We start from the raw sequence: 23,840 nt of genomic DNA, 5'->3' as shown, positions 1-23,840 counted from the left end.
AAATCATTTTTGAAAATGAAACGCTTTCTATAGTTTAACAAATATATAAAAATTAAAAGAAAATTATTAGGATTTTAAGATAGTACCTATCCGCTTTATCTTTCCCTGGCAAGAGAAGCCAGTGAAAGGATACCGCTTTTATCAGGGCTAAAAAAAGACTAGATTAAGAAAAAACAATCCGTAATAAAATTTCGCATAATTTGAAGTCAGACAGATAAATTCTAAGCGATAAAATATAATATAAACTTTACAAATCTCAAAGAAGCCTAGTGAGCATCTTTACGAATAAAAAAAATAATTATGAAACTTTGGGAAAAAGGAATAGCAACAGATAAAAAAATTGAACAATTCACCGTTGGAAACGATAGAGAACTGGATTTAGTTCTGGCTAAATATGATGCATTAGGATCTATTGCTCATGCTAAAATGCTTGGCCAAATTGGGCTTTTAACAGACTCCGAAACCATTTCTTTGGTTTTGGCTTTGGAAGAAATTATAAAAGATGCTGAAAATGGAAATTTCGAGATTGAAGACAGTTTTGAAGACGTACATTCCAAAATCGAATATTTACTAACTGCGAAGCTAGGCAATGCAGGAAAAAAAATCCATACCGCGCGCTCTAGAAATGATCAAGTTTTAGTGGACGTAAATTTATATCTCAAAGATGTCGTAAAAGACTTTAAATCACAAGTTAAAAGTCTTTTTGATTTACTAATGGAATCAGCAGAGAAAAACCAAAACGTTTTATTGCCAGGTTATACGCATTTACAAATTGCAATGCCTTCCTCTTTCGGAATGTGGTTTTCCGCTTATGCCGAAACGTTAATTGATGATATCACGATGTTGAATGCTGCTTTGAAAATTGTAGATCAAAATCCGCTAGGTTCTGCTGCAGGTTATGGAAGCTCCTTCCCGATCGATAGAACATTCACTACAAAAGAGCTTGGATTCGAAACCCTAAAATTCAATTCCGTTGCCGCGCAAATGAGTCGCGGAAAATCAGAAAAGATAGTTGCTTTTGCCATGAGTAGTGTAGCTGCTACCCTATCAAAATTCTCCATGGACGTATGTTTATATATGAGTCAAAATTTTGATTTCATAACTTTACCATCACATCTTACAACGGGATCAAGCATCATGCCTCACAAGAAAAACCCGGATGTTTTTGAACTTATTAGAGGAAAATGCAACAAAATTCAAGCCTTACCATACGAAATCACTTTGATTACTAACAATCTTCCAAGTGGTTATCATAGAGATTTACAACTACTAAAGGAAGGTCTATTTCCAGCCATTCAAAACTTAAAAGCATGTTTAGATATTGCTATATTTTCAATAAAAGATATTAAAGTAAAAGAGCATATTTTAGAGGATAAAAAATATGATTATTTATTTACAGTAGATTCTTTAAACGAAATGGTAGTTGCTGGAATTCCTTTCAGAGATGCTTATAAAGCCGTTGCAGAACAATTGGAAAACGGTACCTTTAAATCTCCGAAAGAGACTAAACACACACACGAAGGTAGTATCAATAATCTTTGCTTAGCTGAGATTAAAGAAAAAATGAAAGCCACCTACTAAAAACAACAGCAAAAGCACGAAAATATCTAAAAAATAAAAATTTATTTTGATGTATTATTCTATTCTAAAATTATAATTTCCGCGACATTTACTGGAACATGATCACAATTTATTTCCATCACTTTCTAGTTTGTTAAAAACAATAAACATCAAATAAATCATTAATAGACGCAATTGAAACTAAAAAAAGTGTCTGCTTCATGAGTTGTTGGTTGTGTAAATATAATTATTAAACTTATGTACGTTCTAAAACATAATTAGCAAAGTAAGCTTTGCTATCGGTAACTCTGTTTTTAACAACAAAATTGGTTTTGCTTAAAATCATATTTAAAATTGTATCGTTATACTTTCTAGATATTTCCATTAAAATCTTTTCTCCTTCATAAAAATCAAAGCTTTTATTGATTAAAGTGATGTATACTTTTTGCGCTTTGGTGCTAACTAAAAAACTTTTTGCAATTCCGTCGCTCTCTTTATATTCAGGTCGGTGTTCAAAGTATTGTAAATCAAAATTAGCTCCTAATTCAATGTTTATTCTCTCCAGTAAATTTAGATTAAAGGCAGCAGTAATTCCTTGGCTATCATTGTAAGCTGGAAGTACAATGGAGGCCGGTTTAATTAAATCAACACCTAACAGTAATTTATCTTTCTTTTGTAAATTATCACTTATTTTCGACATAAAATTAGCAGCAACGTCATCAGACATGTTTCCAATGTTTGAACCTAAAAACAAAATTACCTTCGGTTTATGATTATTGTTTAGTGATTCCAAGATCTCAAAATACTCACCTTGTTTTGTTTTAATAGGTAAACTTGGCATTTCTTTATTCAAATCTTTTTCTAAATTGTCTAGTGCATTTTGAGAAATATCAATAGGTATATAATCAAAATTATACTTTAACCGATTTAATTCTCGTAGCAACTCTTTAGTTTTTAAACCGTCTCCCGCACCCAATTCTATGAGCTCAAAATAGATATCAGTATTCAACTGCAATGCATCGATGATAGTTTGACTTTTAGTTTTGAAGATTTCGTGTTCTGCTCGTGTGACATAATACTCAGGCAAGTGCATGATTTTTACAAAAAGGGCGTCACCTTTTTTATCATAAAAATATTTTGAAGGTAATGACTTTTCAATAGCACTTAAACCTTCATCAATTTCTATTTTAAAATAATCAATATTTGTATTATCATTTTCTATGTTTTCTATGTTTTTTGTTTCGATCATTTTGATTTAGAATAAAATGTTACTAAATATAGCTTTCTATTAATTGGTCAGTTTTCTTCAATAGTAATTATAGATCCTTTATTTGCAATTAGATTTTTTAAAAATGTAAAAATTATGCTGCCATATAAAAAACTAAAAGGTAAAGCCATTATAATTAATAAATTACTAATACCATTAAGAAGTTCGCTAGTTCCCAGTGCGGTAAGTCCAAGAGCTGTTGCCGTAATTATAAATCCCCAACCTACTTTGTGTTTTTTGCAAGGATTTTCATTTCCATTATCGCTAAACATTCCCAGAACAAAGATGGCCGAATCCACAGAATTTATAATAGAGATAAGTACCAGAAGTCCCGCAACAAAAAATGTTATTGTATGTAACGGAAAGTGCTCTAGAAATACAAACAATGAAGTGAAAACATTATCAAACTGAGTTTTATCACCTAAATTAATTAGCTCAAAAGCAGAATTTGCAAATATAGAAAACCAAATAATAGTTGCTATTGTTGGAATAAAAATTGTTGTAATTATAAATTCTTTTATCGTTCTACCTTTTGATATTCTGGCAATAAATATTCCCGTAAATGGAACCCAAGCTAACCAAAATACCCAGTAAAAAACAGTCCAATCTTGAGTGAAGCTTGGAGCAGTTTTATAACTTCCAAGTGATAAACTCATTTCTACAAAGTGAATTATATAATTATAAAAAGCTGTGGCAGTTTGATGAAAAAAATTACTAAAATTGAGAAAAAAACCAATAAACAACATTAGTATAAATGAAAAGGTAAAGTCAAAATTAGCTAAAAATTTGATTACCTTATTTACTCCTGTCAATGCTGAGTAGGTAGAAACAACGCCAATAATAACAACCATTATTAGTAAAAATTTTATTCCATAATCTATTTTAAAAGTATAGTATATACCATTTACAACCTGTGCGGTACCTAATCCTAATGATGCTATGACACCAGTTATTGTGATTAAAACAATAAATAGTGTGGCAACATATTTTACAATTTTGCTTTTAGCATAAGGAACGATTGCATCTAATAAATTAGGAATTTTTTTTACGTAAAGATTGTAAGCCACAATCAAACCAAACAAACTATACATTGCCCAAGGAGTAAACCCCCAATGAAAAAACGTGTACTGTAAAGCAGTGACTTTATTGTTTAATGTTGCAACAGGAGGATTATTTAAATAATAAATTGGTTCTTGAACTGCACGCAACAACAATCCTGAACCCATGCCCGTACTATATAAAAGGGCAACCCAACTAAAATAAGAAAATGCCGGTTTTTCATTACCTAGTCGTTGCTTGCGCATGGGCAAAAACAAAATAATAATCGCGGCTAAAACGCTTATTAATCCAACCCACAAATAATAAGTGCTAAAAATAGATAACAATATTTTATTCACTTTATTTAATGCATCTGTTAAAAAAGTTGGAGCAAACAATCCAGTTAGAAAAAAGAATAAACCAAACAGCGCTCCGTAAAACAGCAAACTACTTGGAATTAAATGACCATATAATTTTTTAATCAAAATTTTATTCTTCATCAATTGATTTTAAATTTTCTAACATAGTAGGAATAAGTTCACTAACTGTAGGATGTAAATGAATGGCGTCTCTAAGTACAGTGTAGGATTGTTTAGCATACATTAAATTTGTAATTCCGCTAATAATTTCATCACCACCAACACCTAAAATACAAGCTCCTAAAAACTGCTTTGTTTCGGCATCGATAATCGCTTCCATAAATCCTTTAATTTCTCCTTTTTCTTTAGCTCGGCCGACTTTATCCATCTCCTTATGCGCAACTAATATCGAAAAACCTTTCTCCTTAGCTTCGGCTTTTGTTAATCCAATTCTTCCTAATGGTGGATCAATAAACAATCCATAAGTAATAATTCTATCGCTAATTTTCCTTTTTTTATCTCCTAAAATATAGTCTTCTACAATTTGGAAATCGTTATATGAAGTATGAGTAAACGCCCCTTTTCCGTTGCAGTCTCCTATTGCAAAAATACCTTCAACATTAGTTTTACAATAATCATCAACTTTCATATATCCTTTTTCATCGCAAATGATTGAAGTGTTTCCTATTTGTAATGTATCTGTATTTGGCAACCGACCTACGGCCAAAAGTATATGACTTCCGCTAATTTCTTTATCCAATCCATTTATCTTTACGGAAATTATATTGCCTTCTTGAGAAACGTTTATTTCCGTAGCGTTAAACTCTATCGCTATATCTTCATCCTGTAAAATTTGAGCAATTGCATTACTTACATTTTTATCTTCTTTATTAATGAGTCGATTGGTGCTTTCAATTATAGTTACTTCGCTGCCGAAACGCTTAAACATTTGGCCAAATTCTAACCCAATATAGCTTCCGCCAATGATTATTAAGTGTTCCGGTAATTTATTTAGCTGTAAAATTTCGACATTTGTCAAATAATCTACCTTCGAAAATTCGGCTGGAATTAACGCTCTTGCTCCAACATTTATAAAAATTTGTTTAGCGGTAATTTTGACATCATTAACACTAATTTCATAATCTGATATAAAGTGAGCTTCACCCTTAAAAAGAGTAATGTTATCATTTTTAGATATACTTTTTTCAATACCGTCACGAGAATAATTTACTAAAATTTCTTTTCTTGCTTTTATTTTTTTAAGATTGGCTTTTGTTCCAGCCGGAATCTCAATTCCCATTTCTTCCCCGTGAAAGCTATCCCACATACGGCGCGCACTTGCAACATACGCTTTTGTAGGGACACAACCAGTATTGACACAAGTTCCACCAATAAAACTTTTTTCTATTAAGGCAACTGTTCCTTTTTTTGAAAGACTAAAAGCTAAAGGCACACCTGCTTGCCCACTACCAATAATTAGATAATCAAATTTTTTCATAAGTAAATTGTCATTGAAAAATTTATTCTTCGATTGTGACTTTTTTCCAAAAAGCTACATGATCTTTTATTTTCGTAGCTGCGTCTTTAGGTTCTTTATAGAACCATGCAGCGTTTTCACCAACTTCATCATTAACTTTTACGGTATAGTAAGATGCCTTTCCCTTCCATGGGCAAGTGGTATGATAACTTGTTTCGGTAAAATAATCCCAATTGATATTTGCAAAAGGAAAATAATGATTTCCTTCAACTACCACGGTATTTTGACTTTCGGCGATAACTACTTTATTAAATATTGCTTTCATATTATTGATTTATAATTACTTTGCCAATCTTAAGCCGCTAAATTGCCAACGCATATTTGGCGTGAAAAAATTGCGATATGTTTTCCTACTATGCCCTTCTGGAGTTGCCACTGAACCACCGCGAAGAATCATTTGATTTACCATAAACTTACCATTGTATTCGCCTAACGCGCCAGCAACCTTGCTGAATCCAGGATAAGCTAGATAAGCACTATTTGTCCATTCCCATAATTGTCCCCACTGAAATTTATCGCTAGCTATTTCCCATTCAAATTCCGTTGGTAAACGACAGCCTTTCCATTCGCTGTATGCAAAAGCTTCATAAAAACTGAGATGCATAACTGGTAAATCTAAATCCAATTTAACTAAACCACTCAAAGTGTAATTCCACCATTCATTGTCTATTTTGTGCCAATACAAAGGCGATTCAATCTTATTGTTATTAATCCAACTCCATCCGTCATCATGCCAAAAATTGAAATTTTTATAACCATCAGCAACGATAAAATCTATAAATTGACGATTAGAAACAAGATTTGCACTTATTTCAAAATCACCTACATATACTTTGTGAATACCTAATTCATTATCAAAACAAAAACTATTTCCTTGATGCCCTATTTTATATAAGCCTGATTTAATTGGTATAAAATTGGGCGCCTGAATTTCAAGTTTAGTTTTAAAACTATCTTGATAAACGGGAAAAGTGGGTTGGTTGCCTAAAATATATTTTATGTCATATACTAAAAGTTCTTGATGCTGTTCCTCGTGATTAATTCCTATTTCTATTATAGCTAAAATATCTTCCGTTAGATTTGTATTTAAAAAACGTACCATCGCTTCCGTAACGAATTTTCTATAGCTATAAACTTCAGCCACAGAAGGTCTTGACATTAAACCTCTGGATGGGCGTAAAACCCGTTTTCCAACATTATTATAATAACTATTAAATAAAAAATAGAAGTCCTCATTATAGAGAACATAATTTATATCGTATTTGGTGAGCAAAAACTCTTCCCAGAACCAAGTAGAATGAGCTAGATGCCATTTTGGAGGCGATACAAATTCGCTAGCTTGAAGCGAATAATCTTCAATGAATAAGGGTTTGCAAATTTGTTCTGAATTTTCTCTAACTCTTAAAAAGCGATTTATCATACCACGCTGACTTATAAATAAAATTAATATTCCACAAGTTACTCAATTGATTTTTAGTAAAAATTACATTATAAAAATATTTTTTTATATAATTAAGATTAAATTGTAAATATGGACAAGTAGTAAAGACTTATTTGAATGCACTTCATTAACTTTAATTTTTATAAACTCTATAACGAAATAGCATCATTTACGGGAAAACGTATCCAGAATAGAATATTAAATTTTAGAAAATTAGCGCTATATACAATTTAATGAAGCATTAATATACCTAATTTAAATAAAAACGAAGCATATAATGGAAATTTCCTATTAATCATTATAGGCAGGGATATAAAGTTATAGTACTTTAAAATCGATTTTTTAGGATGTAATTTACTTACATTTGGTTAACTATTATAAATTAAATGGAAAAAATACATCAAAAGTCCACTCAGACTCTTTTTGATAAGCAGTTTATAAGTAAAGAACAGCACGAGCAAATTATAACTTACCGAAGTTTAAATATCTTTTCTCTAAATGCCGAATTAAAAATATTTTTATACTTATCTGTTCTGTTGTTTACCTCGGGAATTGCAGTATTAATTTATCAAAATATAGATACTATTGGACATTCTATTGTTATTTCATTAATTTCAATTATAACGTTTGTATGTTATTATTTCAGTTTTAAAAAAGCGCCGTTATTTCAAAAAAGTCAAACACATTTTGAAAGCCCAATCATGGAATACATCGTTCTTGCTGCTAACTTGTTAACTTGTATATTAATTGGCTATCTACAACTTCAATACAACACTTTTGGAACTAATTACGGTCTTGCTACCATCATCCCTACTTCTATTGGATTATTCTGTGGATATTATTTTGATAATAAGAATGTACTGTCATTAGCGATTACCGGGTTAGCCGCGTATATAGGATTAACAGTGTCTCCACAATCACTTTTACAAAATGAATTTTATAATACAGATTTTTTAAGTTACGCTGCTATTGGGCTTGGTGCTATACTTATTTTATGGAATTATTATTGTTCAAAAATAAAACTTAAATCGCACTTTGCATTAGTATTTCTAACTTTTGCTCTTCATCTGATTAGTATCTCGTGTTTGAATAATATCATTGACAGCACATATTTTTTACTGTTTTCGGCTATCTTAGGAATAACAACCAATTACTTTTATCACTTTAGCTATAAATTAAAGTCTATATCACTGTTTATTTTCTCTGTTTTGTATGCTTTTGTTGGATTGAACATCAGTCTTTTCAAAATTGTAGATTATTTTGATATTGGTGATATGCTAGAATTTATATTAGTGCTAAGTCCATTCTATTCCATTGGCGCTATTATTCTTTTTATAAAAATGATCAAAAATTTTAATTCCGAAATTAAAAAATGATAGCATTAGATAAAATAAAGTTAGAAAATCAGCTCTTAGTTGAAGAGGCACAATTACTATACAAAGCTAGATTTATTTCTAAAGACCAATTAACCGAAATCATCACCTCACATCCAGCACTAAAAAAACAGCAAAACTTATTACTCCGCATAGGATTTGCCTTATTAGGAATTTTGCTATATTCCTCAATTTGTGGCTTCATTTCATTTGTAGGATTCTCTTTTATGGAGGATGATTTCGAAATTTTTCTTTTCCTTTTTGCAGCGGTGGGATTTATTGGAGCAGAATTTTTTGCGAATCAAAATTATTCCGAGCAAGGACTAGATGATAGCTTTATTATCGGCAGTCAATTGGTTTTGTTTGGAGCAATAGCAAGTATTACAAATGAGAATGAACTTATTGTTGCATCAGTTGCAACAATTGTTTCATTGCTGACTTATTTACGATATTTAAATCGTGCATCCATTATAATTTTTTGTGTTGCCAGCACTTCAGTAATTGTTTTTGGTTTGTTTGAATTGGGAATTATTGCCAAAAGTATTCTACCCTTTATTGTAATGATTTACGGAATTGGAATTTACTTCGCCTGTAAAAGAATGGCTATAAATTTGCAATTCCCATTTTATCAAAAAGGAATTTTATTAGTTAAATATTACGGTCTAATTTTGTTTTACTTCTCAGGAAATTATTTGGTAGTTCGCGAACTTTCAATAGAATTAATGGGTAGTGAGATTGCACAAAACTCGGATATTTCATTCGCATGGTTTTTCTACACTTTCACTTTTATAGTTCCTGGCATCTATATGTTTTTTGGAATTAAGCTATTTGATCGCGCATTACTTTATATTGGTTTCTTGTGCTTTGTTTTTACACTATACACAATAGATTTATACTTTTTAGAAGTTTCAGCTGAAATATATTTAATTGTAGCAGGTTTACTCCTTTTTACAGTAGCTTACTTTAGTATAAAAAAGTTAAAAGATAAAAGAGAAGGCTTGACATTTCAACCAGATCGCTTTACTAATTCTACTGATTTTATTAATGCTGAAGCTTTAATTCTTACTTCTCAATTTGGCTTAAAACCGGAGAATACAATAGATTCACCTATGAAATTTGGAGATGGTGGCTTTAGTGGAGGTGGATCAAACGGTGGCTATTAAAAACATAGAAAAGCCGCAAATTTTTAAATTTAGAAATTTGCGGCAATATATTTTAAATTTAAAAATTATATTTTGCTACTTAATGCATTTGCATCAATATCACTATGTGAAACATGGTAAACAGCTTTTCCATCTTTTATTAAAATCAATTGTGGACTTTGATGGTTAACGCCAAAACGTGATGCTATTTCATTAGATATAGCTCGGTTTTCAATCAAATCTAAAAAATAAAGTGTAACTTTATCTGCGTTATCAAACTCATTTTCAAACTGTTTTAGTGCCATTCTACTTACACTACACCTAGTGCTATGTTTAAAAATAGCAATAGGTTTATCGTTTGACAAACTGCTAATTTCATTTAACTGCCCTAAATCATTTAACTCAATCCAGTTGCATTTGTTCTCCTTTGATGAAGATTCACCTAAACTATTAAAAATATTTTTAAAAAAACTCATAATTGTCTTATTTTAAGACATTTCGCCGTAAGTACATGATAAAAATCATATTATTTCTGACAATTTGTCGGTACTATTGTATTGGAATATATATTGAATATTAATTTTCAAAGTTAGTTAAATAACAAAACAATTAAAAGTCATGAACATAAATAAATTTACGATAAAATCACAAGAAGCGATTCAGCTATCACAGCAGTTAGCACAAAGCCAAGGGCAACAACAAATTGAGAATGAACATATTTTTAAGGCTATTTTTGAAGTCGATGAAAATGTCGCTCCTTTTATTTTAAAAAAATTAAACGTAAATGTTCCCTTATTTATTCAAATATTAGACAGTACCATTCAAAGTTTTCCCAAAGTTTCTGGTGGAGAAATAATGCTTTCTAGAACAGCAAACACCACATTAAATGAATCGGAAATTATTGCAAAAAAAATGAACGACGAATTCGTTTCGATAGAGCATTTAATTTTAGCCATTTTTGATTCTAAAACTAAAGCAGCTCAAATTTTAAAAGATCAGGGTGTCACTGGAAAAGGTTTAAAAGCTGCAATTGACGAACTGCGCAAAGGAGAAAGAGTTACTTCGGCCTCGGCAGAGGAAAATTATAACTCTTTAAATAAATATGCTAAAAATCTAAATGAATTAGCAAGAAATGGAAAACTTGATCCTGTAATTGGTCGAGATGAAGAAATCCGTCGTGTTCTACAAATCCTAACTCGTAGAACTAAAAACAATCCTATGCTAGTTGGAGAACCCGGTGTAGGTAAAACGGCTATTGCTGAAGGTTTAGCGCATAGAATTGTAGATGGAGATGTTCCTGATAATTTAAAAGACAAAATTGTTTATTCTTTAGATATGGGAGCGCTTATTGCTGGTGCTAAATTTAAAGGAGAATTTGAAGAGCGACTAAAAGCTGTGGTGAAAGAAGTAACTTCATCAGAAGGTGATATTGTATTATTTATTGATGAAATTCACACTTTAGTTGGAGCTGGTGGTGGCGAAGGTGCAATGGATGCAGCTAACATTTTAAAGCCTGCATTAGCTCGTGGAGAACTTCGTGCAATTGGGGCCACTACATTAGACGAATATCAAAAATATTTTGAAAAAGACAAAGCACTGGAAAGACGATTCCAAAAAATAGTAGTTGAGGAGCCAGATACTGAAAGTGCGATTTCAATTCTGCGAGGGATCAAAGAAAAATACGAAACTCATCATAAAGTCCAAATAAAAGATGACGCTATTATCGCAGCCGTCGAATTATCACAGCGGTATATTACCAATCGTTTCCTGCCAGACAAAGCCATTGATTTAATGGATGAAGCAGCCTCAAAATTACGCATGGAAATCAATTCAAAACCGGAAGAACTCGATGTTTTAGATCGAAAAATAATGCAGCTAGAGATTGAAATTGAGGCAATTAAACGAGAAAAAGACGAAACTAAACTCAAAATTTTGGGAATGGATTTGGCTAACTTAAAAGAAGATCGCAACGAAATCTATGCCAAATGGAAATCAGAAAAAGATTTAGTTGATAATATTCAAGCGGTTAAAACAGAAATTGAAGATTTTAAATATGAAGCTGAACGTGCGGAGCGTGAAGGTGATTATGGCAAAGTAGCTGAAATTCGTTATGGTAAGATCAAAGAAGCACAGGAACGTTTAGATATTTTAATCAAGGAATTGCAAGAAAATCAATCTGGAACGTCATTGATAAAAGAGGAAGTAACTCGCGAAGACATTGCTGAAGTTGTTGCTAAATGGACAGGAATTCCTGTAATGAAAATGCTTCAAGGAGATCGAGAAAAACTTCTAAAACTGGAAGATGAATTGCATCTCAGAGTCGTAGGTCAAGAAGAAGCAATTGAAGCCGTGAGTGATGCCGTAAGAAGAAGCCGCGCCGGATTACAGGATATGAAAAAACCGGTTGGAACATTCCTTTTCTTAGGTACAACTGGAGTTGGAAAAACGGAATTGGCAAAAGCCTTAGCAGAGTATTTATTTGATGATGAAAATGCGATGACTCGTATTGATATGAGCGAATATCAGGAACGTCATAGCGTAAGTCGTTTAGTAGGTGCTCCTCCAGGATATGTGGGATATGATGAAGGCGGACAATTGACAGAAGCGGTTCGTAGAAAACCATATTCTGTTATATTGTTAGATGAAATTGAAAAAGCTCATCCTGATACGTTCAACATATTATTACAAGTTTTAGATGAAGGAAGATTGACAGATAATAAGGGACGACTAGCCGATTTTAAAAACACTATAATTATTATGACATCTAATATGGGAAGTCAGATTATTCAGGATAAATTTGATAATCCAAAGGGAGGTGTTACGGCAGCCACAGAAGCTGCAAAAATTGAAGTATTGGCATTATTAAAACAAACCGTACGACCTGAATTTATCAATCGTATCGATGAAATTGTAATGTTCACACCGCTCACCACGGAAAATATTACTAAAATTGTTGGACTCCAACTGAAAAGTGTCACCAAAATGCTAGCACTTCAAGGAATTATTATGGACGCCACTCCTGAAGCTATTGCTTATTTGTCAGAGAAAGGATATGATCCTCAGTTTGGCGCTAGACCCGTGAAAAGAGTCATTCAAAGAGAGGTGCTTAATGAATTATCAAAGGAAATTCTTTCCGGAAAAATTACAACGGATAGCATCGTACTAATCGATGCATTTGATGGAAAATTAGTTTTTAGAAATCAAACACAAATTTTAAGCTAGCGGTAATTTCCTGAGAATAAAAACACAACAACTAGCCTTTTTAGCTAGTTGTTGTGTTTAAAAACTCCTATTTCTACAGTTAAATTTTATTTTCCCAATACACTAAAACAATCTATTAAACCTGTGAATCGGAATCATAAATCCTAATTTTAAAATTACATTTTATCTGTAACAGCCTAAACAGTAGTATCAACAGCTTTTTTTTGATTCAGTCTCCATAAAGAAAATTTTAATTTTAAATACTTTAAATTTCAAAAAGATAAAGCACCACTCCAATAATATCATTAAACTATCTACTGAAAATTAGTTTTTTTAACTATTAATAGTCCGTTGAACAGACCAATTACTACAAAACGTTTTGGAGTAGGACGCTATTTTTTAAGAATAATATAGCTCCTATTATTCACTCTATCTTTATGCCCTTAAATAGAGGACATAAAGGATAAAGTTACGATCAGGTCTATCAAGAACATCAAATTATCATTAGAAAAATCATTCACCTTCCTAATCATTACATACACATCTAATAAGGCATAATAGAATCTGTTTTTATGAAACCGATACAGCTTGACTATATTTTAGCAGATTCCATTACTATTTTAATTTAAGCGAGGACATCACCTCCCTGCAAAATATGTTGTTTAAACAAACAGATTTAAAACAACCGATTTGCACTTCTGAAGAAACCAAATAGCTTGATTAAATTAGGATTCATTACATGATTTGTAAGAATTATTTATTACATTTGAAATGCTATAAAAATAAAAAAATTTCACCGCGCTCCGAATAGTAAAATGTAGGATTGATGCGTCTTTGAATAAGCTGGACAAAGTATTAAAATAAATTATAAAAATTAAATATTTATTCCTGCTTTTTACAGCTTTGATATTTTTTCAAACTAGCTTACAGAAAATAAATTTAAGGATTTCAATTTAAAAGAGCTATAATTGACCCTAGTAACGTTAGAAACAAAAATTATATAATAGAAATTAGCGAAATAGATACGGTTCAAAGACTTTAACTATCAAAACGAAATATTAAATCAATTGACGATTTAATTCACTTCAAAAGTAAGAAGTCACTTACTTTTATGACAAATAAGATAAAAAAAATTGCAGTATTTTATGGATATTCAACAATTGAAGAAATTTATGTAGGAGAAAATAAACTAGGGCTTAAACCGACAATTAAAAACATAGCCAGTCTGTCGTATTTTTATACCTTTTAGAATGAAATTGTAGAATTTGAATTTATTTAAAAATATTCAAAATTAAAACCTTTATATATTCAAGGAAATCAAGTTATCAATCTTGATTTTTAAAACCTTCCAAAAAATTGGATAATTTACAGCTAAGTGAATTTGATAATTTAAAAAGTGTTGATCATTATAAATGTATCAACCATAGACAATTTTTTTACTAGATATGAAAAATGATAATCTAGGAAAAATCTAGTAAGAGATGACTTCTGATCCCAAAAATACGCCCTGCATTGAAAGTATAAAAACTACACGAATCCTAAAAAATAAACAAGGAGTGATTGTCAAGCTTATTAAATACAAAGTTCCTCCGACACCAATTTTTAAACTATGTTTGATTTAGTCGAATTTGTGTTTCTTTACTTTTGCATAACACGTTTCCCTTAAATAAGTAAGTAATACAAATAAAACAACTACTTTTATACTGATCTTTTGGGCGATAAATTAGTAAAAAGCTTTCGTGAAATTATAAATTGATTTTGAATCAAAAATAGAAAAGCATTATAAAAGTGAAGACCAGACCTCACTATAAAATAACGGGGCAACACCTGAAAAGCCAAAAGAGTAAGAAAATTAAAAAAAAAACTAAAATGATAAATTTATCCGTGATTGCACAACTCATTGTCGCTATTTCTGTTATTATTGTATGGGTATTCCGCTTTGATAATATTGTAAAAGAATTTAAGCAATATGAGCTGAGTGATTTGACACGAGCACTTGTTGGAGCAACGAAAATAGCATTGGCTACTTTACTTATAACAGGCATCTGGTATCCTTCGCTCGTGCTAATTCCAGCACTATTGATGGCTTTCTTGATGTTAAGCGCACAATATTTTCACTTTAAAGTAAATAATCCTTGGCAAAAGCGCATACCATCTTTATTTCTGATGCTATTAAGTCTGTATATTGCTGCTGTAACCCTTAATTTAATTGCCTAATGCGTTTACTTGAAGTTTTAATCCTTTTTTCAAGCCTCTCTTTCTTAGCCTATGGAATCGCTTATTTTACAAATCCAAAAATGAAAAGTGAATTTGTCCGATTTGGTTTGAGCAAATTTGGAACGCTTACCGCAATATTAGAGATTGTGGGAGCTTTAGGTTTACTAATTGGCTTACTATACGATTCTATTTTACTGCTCTCCTCCGGAGGTCTAGCTTTATTGATGTTTTTAGGAGTAATTGTAAGAATAAAAATTAAAGACGGCGTAAAGGCTTCATCGCCTGCTTTATTTTATTTTGGGCTTAACCTATATATCTTCATTGAAACACTAAAAATATTCTAGAATTAATGTCCGTAGTAGTTGGATAGAAATAGCAATAATCAATAATACTAAGAAACCAGCCTGATGTAGACTGGTTTTTTTGTATTTGCAAAAATTAATTACAAAAGGTCTTTTTTATAGTTTCGTAAAAATAGAGGCATCAAAATTTGATTTAACAATCACATTTTTTGGTCCTACATCTTCATTAAGTCTGTCAAAAGAAAGTAAAATACTACCCACTTTTTGATAATTATTCCAAGGTTTTAAAAACTTTGGCTCCGCATCATTAAAGTTTTGATAATAGGCCCATTGTATAATTAAATGCTCTTTTTTATCTACATACACCAAGTATTTATTTTCAGGTGTTACGCCAACACCATTAAAAGTTAGTTGCAAAATATCCACCATTTTACCATTTGGTAATTGGTCTGTTTTGACGAAAGTAAGATGTACTCCTGAATCTTGTAATTTCCACGGCATCAACAACCAATACGAATCATTGATCCACCAGTTTTTAGCTTTTACTAATAGCTCTATGGTCTTGTTATCGTCATTCAATAGTAGTCCATTCTCATAAACCTTTCCTTGTAAAGTGTTTATGTTTACTAAAATCACTTGCTTTGCGATTGGGTTCTCGATACGAACATCTCCCGTCCATTTGTCCCAAAATATTTTTCTGTTCACAAAATCCCATTGAATGAAATGGGTCGCATTGTAATTTTTAATACCGCCCATGGCCGTTAGCATTTCTTGCACAATCGAATTTGCTTTTTTATCCTTTGTCTGAGCAAATACGGCAGTGCTGCTAAAAAGGACTGTAATAATAAGTACAGCTGCTTTATAAATAGTTTTCATAATCCTGTATTTAAATGATTCTAAGAAACAAAAATAGTCACTTTTATTCCACTTTGGAATTGAATTCCCATTATTTAAACTTATCACTTCATTATATGTAGTTATTGCTACTGCTTTTCTTGAAATATTCCCTAACTATTATTCTTATCTTAGCATGCAAACAAGACACAAGAAATAAATATATAATGCAAACCATATTAGGAGCAAACGGGATAATAGGAGAAGGATTGGCCCGTGAGCTGCGGAAAAATTATACGCCTCACATTAAATTAGTGGGCCGCAATCCCCAAAAAGTAGATCCAAACGATGAACTTTTTAAGGCAGACTTAATGGATTCAGAAAGTGTTTTAAAAGCGCTAGAAAATACTGAAATAGCTTACCTGACCGTGGGGCTAACGTACGATTCCCAAATTTGGCTTCGAGATTGGGTTATTGTAATGCAAAATGTAATTAACGCCTGTAGAAAGAATCATTGTAAACTTGTCTATTTTGACAACACCTATGCATATCCGCAAGACAGTAAAATCCAAACAGAAAACACTCCTTTAACCTCAAATGGAACAAAAGGAAAGGGAAAGAAACTAGCAGCTGAACTGCTTTTAAAAGCTATTGCAAACAAGGAAATTGAAGCCGTAATTTGTAGAGCTCCGGAGTTTTATGGTCCCGGTATAACCAAAGGACTGACCAACAGTTTAATTTTCGAAAATCTCAAAAAAGGCAAAGAGCCCAAAGTATTCTTAAAAGATAATGTCTTACGAACTCTTATCTTTACTCCAGATGCAAGCAAAGCCATGGCCCTAATTGGTAATACGGCTGCTGCTTTTGGGGAAACCTGGCACTTACCTTGCGATGACAATAGGCTAACCTATAAGCAATTTATTGCCGAAATAGAACATCAACTAGGAAGACAAGTAAAATACAAGGTGTTGCGTTGGCTCATCTTAAAAATTGGTTCCTTCTTTGACAAAAACCTTAAAGAAACACAGGAATTACTGCCTCGCTACGCGATTGATAACATCTTTGAGTCTTCAAAATTTAAAACTACATTTCCAGATTTTAAAGTAACAACATACGCAGAAGGAATTAAAATAATCATCAACGACTATAAGATAAAGTAGCGCATTTTCTGATTTGATTCCTTAAATTTAATCGTGTTCTCTTTTAAGTAAATTTGTCATAACCATTTGATACACTACTCATTCTTGATTCAGCATTACTCTAAATCTGAGACTTCTATAAAATAGAAGAAAAAGAAAGGAATAAAAAAACGCTGAAATGGCAACCGTTATAAACTAAATACTTGTTCTACTTGAATAATCATTTGTCACTATAATGGTTTAAGTATTTAATCAAGATTCGACAATCTAACTCACTTTCTCAAGTGCTTTGCCTATCAAAGTTTCTCCTTTAATAATTTCAAAAGTAGCCTTGCTAGCTACGGTATCATCTAATGTTTGCACCAAAGTTTGCGCCACATCATCCCGACTGATTTCGCCATGTTTATTTAACTTTCCTTCCAGCTCAATGGTAGTTAGCGCAACTTCATTAGTTAGAGAACCAGGTCTAACAATGCTAAAATCCAAACCACTTATTATTAAATATTCATCGGCGTTGTGTTTTGCTTTTAAATATTCTTGCAATTGAGTCGCTTCCTCTGGTTTGTCAGCTCCCATAGAACTCAACATCACGAACTTCTTAATGTTTGCTTTTTTAGAGGCATCAATTAGTTTTTTTGCTCCTTCTTGATCTACTCCAAGAACATTTTTCCCAGCAGAGCCAGCAGCGAACACTACTTTATCAATCGGTCGATTAAAAACAGAAGAAAGATCACCCTCTAAGTCACCCAAAACAGTTTCAATGTTTTGAGCTTGAAAATAAGCTTGTTGCTCCTCTTTTCTGACCATGGCTATAGGGTGAAAATTGTTGGATTCATTTAAAATAGCCACTATCTTTTTTCCTGTGGTGCCATTTGCACCTGCTACTAATATATTTTCCATACCTAAAAGTAGGCATAACATGTAGTTTACCCTAACCTAATTTACTGTTTAACTATAGATTAGTACTTATTAACATTCTTTTGAGAAAGATCAAACTTGAAATTAGCATCGTAAAATAACAACTCCTTATTTTTCAATTCATTTTCAATTTTACCATTTTCAACTCTTTATAAAATTCACTATTTTTGCATTCTAAAAATTAGAGCATGCCAAATAAAAAATATAAGATTGCAGTTATTCAATTGAACCTTAACGATGTTGCCAAAAACAACTTGAAAAAATGTATTAATTGGGTTCGTGATGCTGCGAGTCAAGGTGCTGAAGTAATCTCTTTACCGGAATTGTACAGCAGTCATTATTTTTGTCAAAGTGAAGATGTAGATAATTTTGCTTTGGCAGAACCACTCTACAGCACTTCTTTTATCGCTTTTAGCGCTTTGGCAAAAGAATTAGGTGTTGTCATCATTGTTCCTTTCTTTGAAAAACGAATGGCCGGAATTTACCACAACAGTGCCTATATTATAGACACAGATGGTTCTGAGGCAGGCTTGTACCGTAAGATGCACATTCCAGATGACCCTCATTTTTATGAAAAATTCTATTTCACGCCTGGTGATTTAGGATTTAAAACGATTTTAACTAACAAAGGAAAAGTAGGAACCTTAATTTGTTGGGATCAATGGTATCCAGAAGCTGCTCGTTTAACAGCATTACAAGGTGCAGAAGTGCTGTTTTATCCAACAGCTATTGGCTGGCATCCAGGAGAAAAAGAAGAATATGGTGAAAACCAACATAACGCATGGATGAGTGTGATGAAAGGACATGCTGTGGCAAACGGAGTTTATGTTGCAGCGGCAAACCGAATTGGGTTAGAACAATATTTGCCTGATACGGCAGGAATACAGTTTTGGGGATCTTCATTTATTGCGGGACCACAAGGCGAAATTTTGGCACAAGCCTCGCATGACAAAGAAGAAATTTTAATTGCTGAAGTTGATTTAGATTTGCAAGAAAACGTGCGTCAGAACTGGCCGTTTTTTAGAGATCGACGAATAGATGCTTTTGGCGATATTACTAAAAGAGCAATCGACTAATGATGAGCAAAATCAAAAATAGAAGATTTCCCGCTGAGTGGGAAAAACAACAAGGGATTTTACTTTGTTTTCCACACAATGGAAATGATTGGCCAGGAAAATACGAAGCAGTTAAATGGGCTTTTGTCGAATTTATCAAGAAAGTGGCAACATTTGAAGAAGTATTTTTAATGGTCGCTGATGAGATACAAAAAGAAAAAGTTAATGTAATGCTTGAAACTGCTCATATTGATCTGAGCAAAGTTTCTTATATTATTCAAAAAACGAATAGAAGTTGGATGCGTGATTCTGGTCCTATTATCGTTAAAAATGGAACTGAAAGAGAAGCTTTAAATTTCAATTTTAATGGTTGGGCAAAATATAAAAATATTCAACTAGATAAACATGTTCCTGCTAAAGTTGCTGATTTTTTGAACATTCCAATAACGCAAGTTATGTACAATGGGAAACCAGTAATTGTGGAAGGTGGCGCAATTGACACGAATGGAAGAGGTACACTATTGACATCAGAGGAATGCTTGATGCATCCTGAAATTCAAGTGCGGAATCCCAATTTTACCAAGGAAGATTATGAAGCGGTTTTCAAAGAATATCTTGGAATTACAAATGTGATTTGGTTAGGCGAAGGAATTGAAGGCGATGATACACATGGTCATATTGATGATTTATGTCGTTTTGTAAATGAGGATACTATTGTTACAATTGTTGAGACAGATAAAAACGATCATAATTATCAACCTTTGCAAGACAATTTAAAAAGATTGCAAAATGCTAAACTGGAAAATGGAAAATCTCCAATCATTGTGGCTTTACCGATGCCTAAACGACTAGATTTTGAAAAATTAAGATTACCTGCAAGTTACGCTAACTTCTTAATATTAAATAAGTCTGTATTGGTCCCTACATTTAACGATTCTAATGATCGAGTAGCCTTAAATATATTGTCAGAATGTTTTCCTGATAGAGAAATTATCGGAATAAGCTGTACGGATTTTATTTGGGGTTTTGGTACTTTACATTGTTTAAGTCAGCAAATACCTGAATAATTAAAATATAGATAAAAAAAAGACTTGCAGTTTTAAATACAGCAAGTCTTTTTTTTATGTTACAAAGTATCAAAAACCTACTTATCCTTTGTAAATGGTACTTTAGTGCCGTCTGGCACAAGCATTTCAAATTCATTCATACTTTCATTAAACTCAAAAGTAAGTCCGGCTTGTTTAGACTCAAACTTGTTTTTTCCTATATTTTCAACGGAGAAACTTGGATAGTTTGTAATAGAAACATTTAGCAAACCGTTTTTTTCTGAAAAAGTAATTTTTATTGGAGCCATTTTCGTTGAAAAAGTTCCTAAATAACCATCTAAAATAATATCTTTTTCGATATATCCTTTTTCAGAAGTCCAAATATTATTAGCAGTATTACTATCCGGTAAAGCATTTTCAGGATCAACAATGATACTTTCTATTTCCTCAGTAGAATCATATTTAAACGACCACGCTTTATTTCTTTGCCAAACTTCCACCGGTAAAGTCACACGCGATATTTTTCCACTTTTAGTTTTAACATCTAAATTTACAGGCATAGCCATTTTTTCAAGATTTTCAATTGAAATTACTACACCTTGTTTTGGATCATTTTTCACATACTTTATTCCTGTAATTCCTTGATCTAAGCGCCAGTTATATTGAAACCAACCTCTCCAAAACCAACTTAAGTCCTCTCCAGCAACATTTTCTATGGTTCTAAAAAAATCATCAGGTTGCGGATGTTTGTATGCCCAGCGTTCAATGTAGGTTTTTAATGCGTGATCAAAACGCTCTACTCCCAGTACTTGCTCTCTTAAGATCACTAATCCAGAACTTGGTTTAGAGTAATTTAAAAGACCAATATTTGCTTCCTTCATATTATCAGGTGAAGACATTATTGTTTCAAGAGAAGGACTAGTATAATACTCTGCTCGTTGATGCATATCCGCTTTTGGCTCTTTATATTCGCCATTGTTGAAATCAGCAGAACTCAATGAGTTTATAAAAGTGTTGAAACCTTCATCCATCCAACCAAACAATCTTTCGTTAGACCCCACAATCATAGGAAACCAAATATGACCAAACTCATGATCTGTAACTCCCCATAAATCAGCTCCTTTAGATTCCCAACTACAAAAAACAATTCCTGGATACTCCATTCCTCCCTCATTTCCTGCAACGTTTGTCGCTGCTGGATACGGATATTCCATCCATCTTTTTGAATAATTTTCTATTGACGCTTTTGTATATTCTGTAGAACGTCCCCACGCATCATTTCCAGCACTTTCAACAGGATATACTGATAATGCAAGTGATTTTTTACCACTTGGTAAGTTTATTTTAGCTCCATCTAAAATAAAAGCTGCAGAAGATGCCCACGATAAATCACGCGCATTTTTAATTTTATAATTCCATGTTTTCACGGATGTAGCAGCACTTTTCGTAACGTTTGCAACTTCTTCGGCTGAACGAATAACTATAGTTTTATCGCTCTGTTTTGCTTGAGCTAAACGTTGTTGTTCTACTGAAGAATAAACAGTCGTAGGATTTTGTAATTCACCTGAACTAACCACAATATGATTAGAAGGAACTGTAATTTTTACATCGAAATCGCCATATTCTAAGTAAAATTCAGATGCTCCTAAATATGGATTAGTGTTCCAACCGCGAACATCGTCATAAACACACATTCTAGGATACCATTGTGCAATTGTAAAAATTTTACCATTCTTTGTTTCAAGTACTCCAGTTCTATCAGAACCTTCCAATGGTGAAATATATGAAAAATCAATTTTTATTTTTACTGATCCACCTTTTGGATTAACAGCCTGCGGAAGAAAAACTTGCATTCTCGTGTCTGAAATTGCATATTTAACATCAGTTTCAGTCGATTTTCCTTTTACGGTACTAATTATTTTTACCGATTTAATTTTGTGACCTCCTTCAAAGATCTGACCTCGCGCCCCATTTCTACTTCCGGTTAAAGGAATAACTGCATTACCTCGTGAATCCTCTTTAAATAAATTCTGGTCTAGATGCATCCACACGAAAGATAATTTATCTGGACTATTGTTAGTGTAGGTAATAATTCCCGAGCCAATAATTTCATTGTTAGCTTCATTTAATTTTGCTGTGAGCTCATAGTCAGCTCTATTCTGCCAATATTCAGGACCAGGTTGACCACTAGCCGATCGTGTTGATGTTCCATTTTTAGAATAAAAAAATGGCGAAAAGGCATCATTATAATTATAATTTGATACGCTTGCCGGAGCGTTATCATTTGATTTTTTTTGTGCCCAAACAGAAGTAAATCCGAAAATAAAAGCTAGCTGTAATAGGGCTGCGAAACGAAGGTTTTTCATCTTGTTAAATTTATCTAGCAAATAAATGAAAAATAATTGATATCAGATATTTTTATTCTACACAATACTTAGAAATTAGTAAAGTCTTAAGCAATTCATTTAAGGTTGTTGTTGGTGAATGACAAAAAGCCCGTTTCGAAATTCGAAACGGGCTTTAAAAAAAGAGGTAATTAGCAGTATTTAGTTTTTACTCCACTCTGCGATACTATCTTTATTCATTTTTACATAATCTTGATTCTTTGCACTTTCTGCTGCCGCAAGTGATACTTTTGCAGTTTCAATTGCACCTTTTTTATCTCCAGCTTTTGCTTGAATTAGAGATTTCAATCGGTTGTACCAAAATGGTTTGTCTTTAACCATGTCCAATGATTTATTTACGTATTCTAATGCTTTTGCATTATCTCCGTTAGACTGAAACAAAAATTGAGCTGCAGCAAAATAATCACCTGACGCAGGACCAGCTAAGGCTTTTGCAATATTAGCAGTCGCTTTTTGTTGTGTAGGAACTTCAAATTTTAGTGCTGCATACGAATTCTCCCATGACATTTCTAAATAAGCAAAATTATCATTCAACGCACTAATTCCTATCGTAAAAGTTTCTAAGCTTTTGTTGAGAACTTCGGCTTTAACCATAGTTCTGAGTGCAACATTCTCCTCTTTCCATTCTTCTGGATTACCCCAGTTATCAGTAGTTTTATAGAAAATTACTTCCCAGCTCTCCACCTTTGGAACAGTATACAAAGAATACTTTCCTTTTTTCAACGTTTTTCCATCGATCATTACATCATCGCTAAAAGAAATAGTAGTATTCTCATTTGCGCCAGTTCTCCATACTTTACCGAAGGGGATTAAATTACCAAATACAGATCTTCCTCTTGCACTTGGTCTAGAATAATTGATCTCAACATCAGTCAATCCTACAGATTGCATAATGGTTGCCTTTGGACTAGACTGAGGCGTTTTAATTTGTGCTTCAATTGTAAAATTTGCTAGCATAATTGCTAAAACAATAATTATTTTCTTCATGTTTTTGATTTTTTTATGA

At 32.4% G+C, this 23,840-nt stretch carries 19 protein-coding genes; 9 read left to right on the top strand and 10 right to left on the bottom strand.

Annotated elements, in window-relative coordinates; all coding sequences use genetic code 11:
• Positions 1 to 300: 300 nt before the first annotated feature.
• Entirely contained in the window at positions 301 to 1,581 is a 1,281-nt protein-coding gene (gene argH / locus BUA99_RS12300) for an argininosuccinate lyase (protein ID WP_072992760.1), read from the top strand.
• A 235-nt stretch (positions 1,582 to 1,816) separates the two neighbouring features.
• Here argH and BUA99_RS12295 read toward each other — a convergent pair whose 3' ends face one another.
• The 5 genes from BUA99_RS12295 to egtB are packed head-to-tail and all read right to left on the bottom strand — an operon-like array spanning position 1,817 to position 7,181.
• On the bottom strand, positions 1,817 to 2,809 hold the full coding sequence (locus BUA99_RS12295; protein WP_072992758.1) for an L-histidine N(alpha)-methyltransferase: 993 nt from the start codon (positions 2,807 to 2,809) through the stop codon (positions 1,817 to 1,819).
• A 47-nt stretch (positions 2,810 to 2,856) separates the two neighbouring features.
• On the bottom strand, positions 2,857 to 4,365 hold the full coding sequence (locus BUA99_RS12290) for a BCCT family transporter (protein WP_072992755.1): 1,509 nt from the start codon (positions 4,363 to 4,365) through the stop codon (positions 2,857 to 2,859).
• Complete coding sequence (locus BUA99_RS12285; protein ID WP_072992752.1) at positions 4,355 to 5,722, bottom strand: mercuric reductase; 1,368 nt, start codon at positions 5,720 to 5,722, stop codon at positions 4,355 to 4,357. The genes BUA99_RS12290 and BUA99_RS12285 overlap by 11 nt, the downstream gene beginning before the upstream one ends.
• Before the next feature lie 22 nt (positions 5,723 to 5,744).
• A complete protein-coding gene (locus tag BUA99_RS12280) occupies positions 5,745 to 6,026 on the bottom strand; it encodes a DUF427 domain-containing protein (RefSeq protein ID WP_072992749.1) in 282 nt (93 codons plus the stop codon).
• Positions 6,027 to 6,041: 15 nt separating this feature from the next.
• Entirely contained in the window at positions 6,042 to 7,181 is a 1,140-nt protein-coding gene (gene egtB, locus BUA99_RS12275) for an ergothioneine biosynthesis protein EgtB (RefSeq protein WP_072992746.1), read from the bottom strand.
• Between the two features lie 407 nt (positions 7,182 to 7,588).
• On the opposite strand from egtB, the gene BUA99_RS12270 reads away from it, so the two are divergent.
• On the top strand, positions 7,589 to 8,578 hold the full coding sequence (locus BUA99_RS12270) for a DUF2157 domain-containing protein (protein ID WP_072992744.1): 990 nt from the start codon (positions 7,589 to 7,591) through the stop codon (positions 8,576 to 8,578).
• Entirely contained in the window at positions 8,575 to 9,738 is a 1,164-nt protein-coding gene (locus BUA99_RS12265; protein ID WP_072992742.1) for a hypothetical protein, read from the top strand. Before BUA99_RS12270 ends, BUA99_RS12265 begins: the two co-directional genes overlap by 4 nt.
• Positions 9,739 to 9,803: 65 nt before the next feature.
• Here BUA99_RS12265 and ytxJ read toward each other — a convergent pair whose 3' ends face one another.
• A complete protein-coding gene (ytxJ, locus tag BUA99_RS12260) occupies positions 9,804 to 10,193 on the bottom strand; it encodes a bacillithiol system redox-active protein YtxJ (protein WP_072992739.1) in 390 nt (129 codons plus the stop codon).
• A 142-nt stretch (positions 10,194 to 10,335) separates the two neighbouring features.
• On the opposite strand from ytxJ, the gene clpB reads away from it, so the two are divergent.
• The 3 genes from clpB to BUA99_RS12245 all read left to right on the top strand — a co-directional run bounded on the left by clpB (position 10,336) and on the right by BUA99_RS12245 (position 15,479).
• Positions 10,336 to 12,939 carry an ATP-dependent chaperone ClpB gene (clpB, locus tag BUA99_RS12255; protein ID WP_072992737.1) on the top strand — a complete coding sequence of 868 codons (2,604 nt, stop codon included), beginning with the start codon at positions 10,336 to 10,338 and terminating at the stop codon, positions 12,937 to 12,939.
• A 1,848-nt stretch (positions 12,940 to 14,787) separates the two neighbouring features.
• A complete protein-coding gene (locus tag BUA99_RS12250; RefSeq protein ID WP_072992787.1) occupies positions 14,788 to 15,135 on the top strand; it encodes a DoxX family protein in 348 nt (115 codons plus the stop codon).
• Positions 15,135 to 15,479: a DoxX family protein gene (locus tag BUA99_RS12245; protein WP_072992734.1), complete on the top strand. Its 345-nt coding sequence runs from the start codon at positions 15,135 to 15,137 to the stop codon at positions 15,477 to 15,479. The genes BUA99_RS12250 and BUA99_RS12245 overlap by 1 nt, the downstream gene beginning before the upstream one ends.
• A gap of 114 nt (positions 15,480 to 15,593) precedes the next feature.
• Here BUA99_RS12245 and BUA99_RS12240 read toward each other — a convergent pair whose 3' ends face one another.
• Positions 15,594 to 16,313 carry a hypothetical protein gene (locus BUA99_RS12240; protein WP_072992731.1) on the bottom strand — a complete coding sequence of 240 codons (720 nt, stop codon included), beginning with the start codon at positions 16,311 to 16,313 and terminating at the stop codon, positions 15,594 to 15,596.
• A 185-nt stretch (positions 16,314 to 16,498) separates the two neighbouring features.
• Between BUA99_RS12240 and BUA99_RS12235 the strand changes: the two genes are divergently transcribed.
• On the top strand, positions 16,499 to 17,431 hold the full coding sequence (locus BUA99_RS12235; RefSeq protein WP_072992729.1) for an NAD-dependent epimerase/dehydratase family protein: 933 nt from the start codon (positions 16,499 to 16,501) through the stop codon (positions 17,429 to 17,431).
• Positions 17,432 to 17,677: 246 nt separating this feature from the next.
• On the opposite strand, the gene BUA99_RS12230 is transcribed toward BUA99_RS12235, so the two are convergent.
• A complete protein-coding gene (locus BUA99_RS12230; RefSeq protein ID WP_072992726.1) occupies positions 17,678 to 18,310 on the bottom strand; it encodes an SDR family oxidoreductase in 633 nt (210 codons plus the stop codon).
• 206 nt (positions 18,311 to 18,516) lie between these two features.
• On the opposite strand from BUA99_RS12230, the gene BUA99_RS12225 reads away from it, so the two are divergent.
• Positions 18,517 to 19,404: a carbon-nitrogen hydrolase gene (locus BUA99_RS12225; protein ID WP_072992723.1), complete on the top strand. Its 888-nt coding sequence runs from the start codon at positions 18,517 to 18,519 to the stop codon at positions 19,402 to 19,404.
• Positions 19,404 to 20,450, top strand: a complete 1,047-nt coding sequence (locus tag BUA99_RS12220; protein WP_394333255.1) for an agmatine deiminase family protein — start codon at positions 19,404 to 19,406, stop codon at positions 20,448 to 20,450. The genes BUA99_RS12225 and BUA99_RS12220 overlap by 1 nt, the downstream gene beginning before the upstream one ends.
• A 77-nt stretch (positions 20,451 to 20,527) precedes the next feature.
• Here BUA99_RS12220 and BUA99_RS12215 read toward each other — a convergent pair whose 3' ends face one another.
• Positions 20,528 to 22,795 carry a M1 family metallopeptidase gene (locus BUA99_RS12215; protein WP_072992720.1) on the bottom strand — a complete coding sequence of 756 codons (2,268 nt, stop codon included), beginning with the start codon at positions 22,793 to 22,795 and terminating at the stop codon, positions 20,528 to 20,530.
• A gap of 180 nt (positions 22,796 to 22,975) precedes the next feature.
• The gene (locus BUA99_RS12210) at positions 22,976 to 23,821 is read right to left on the bottom strand and encodes a DUF2911 domain-containing protein (RefSeq protein WP_072992717.1); all 846 of its coding nucleotides are present in this window, start codon (positions 23,819 to 23,821) and stop codon (positions 22,976 to 22,978) included.
• Positions 23,822 to 23,840 lie beyond the last annotated feature (19 nt).

Origin of the sequence: Flavobacterium segetis, from assembly GCF_900129575.1 — a bacterium.
GTDB lineage: Bacteria > Bacteroidota > Bacteroidia > Flavobacteriales > Flavobacteriaceae > Flavobacterium > Flavobacterium segetis.
Note: the sequence above shows the minus strand (reverse complement) of the source record. Positions and strands in the feature narration are given on the sequence as shown.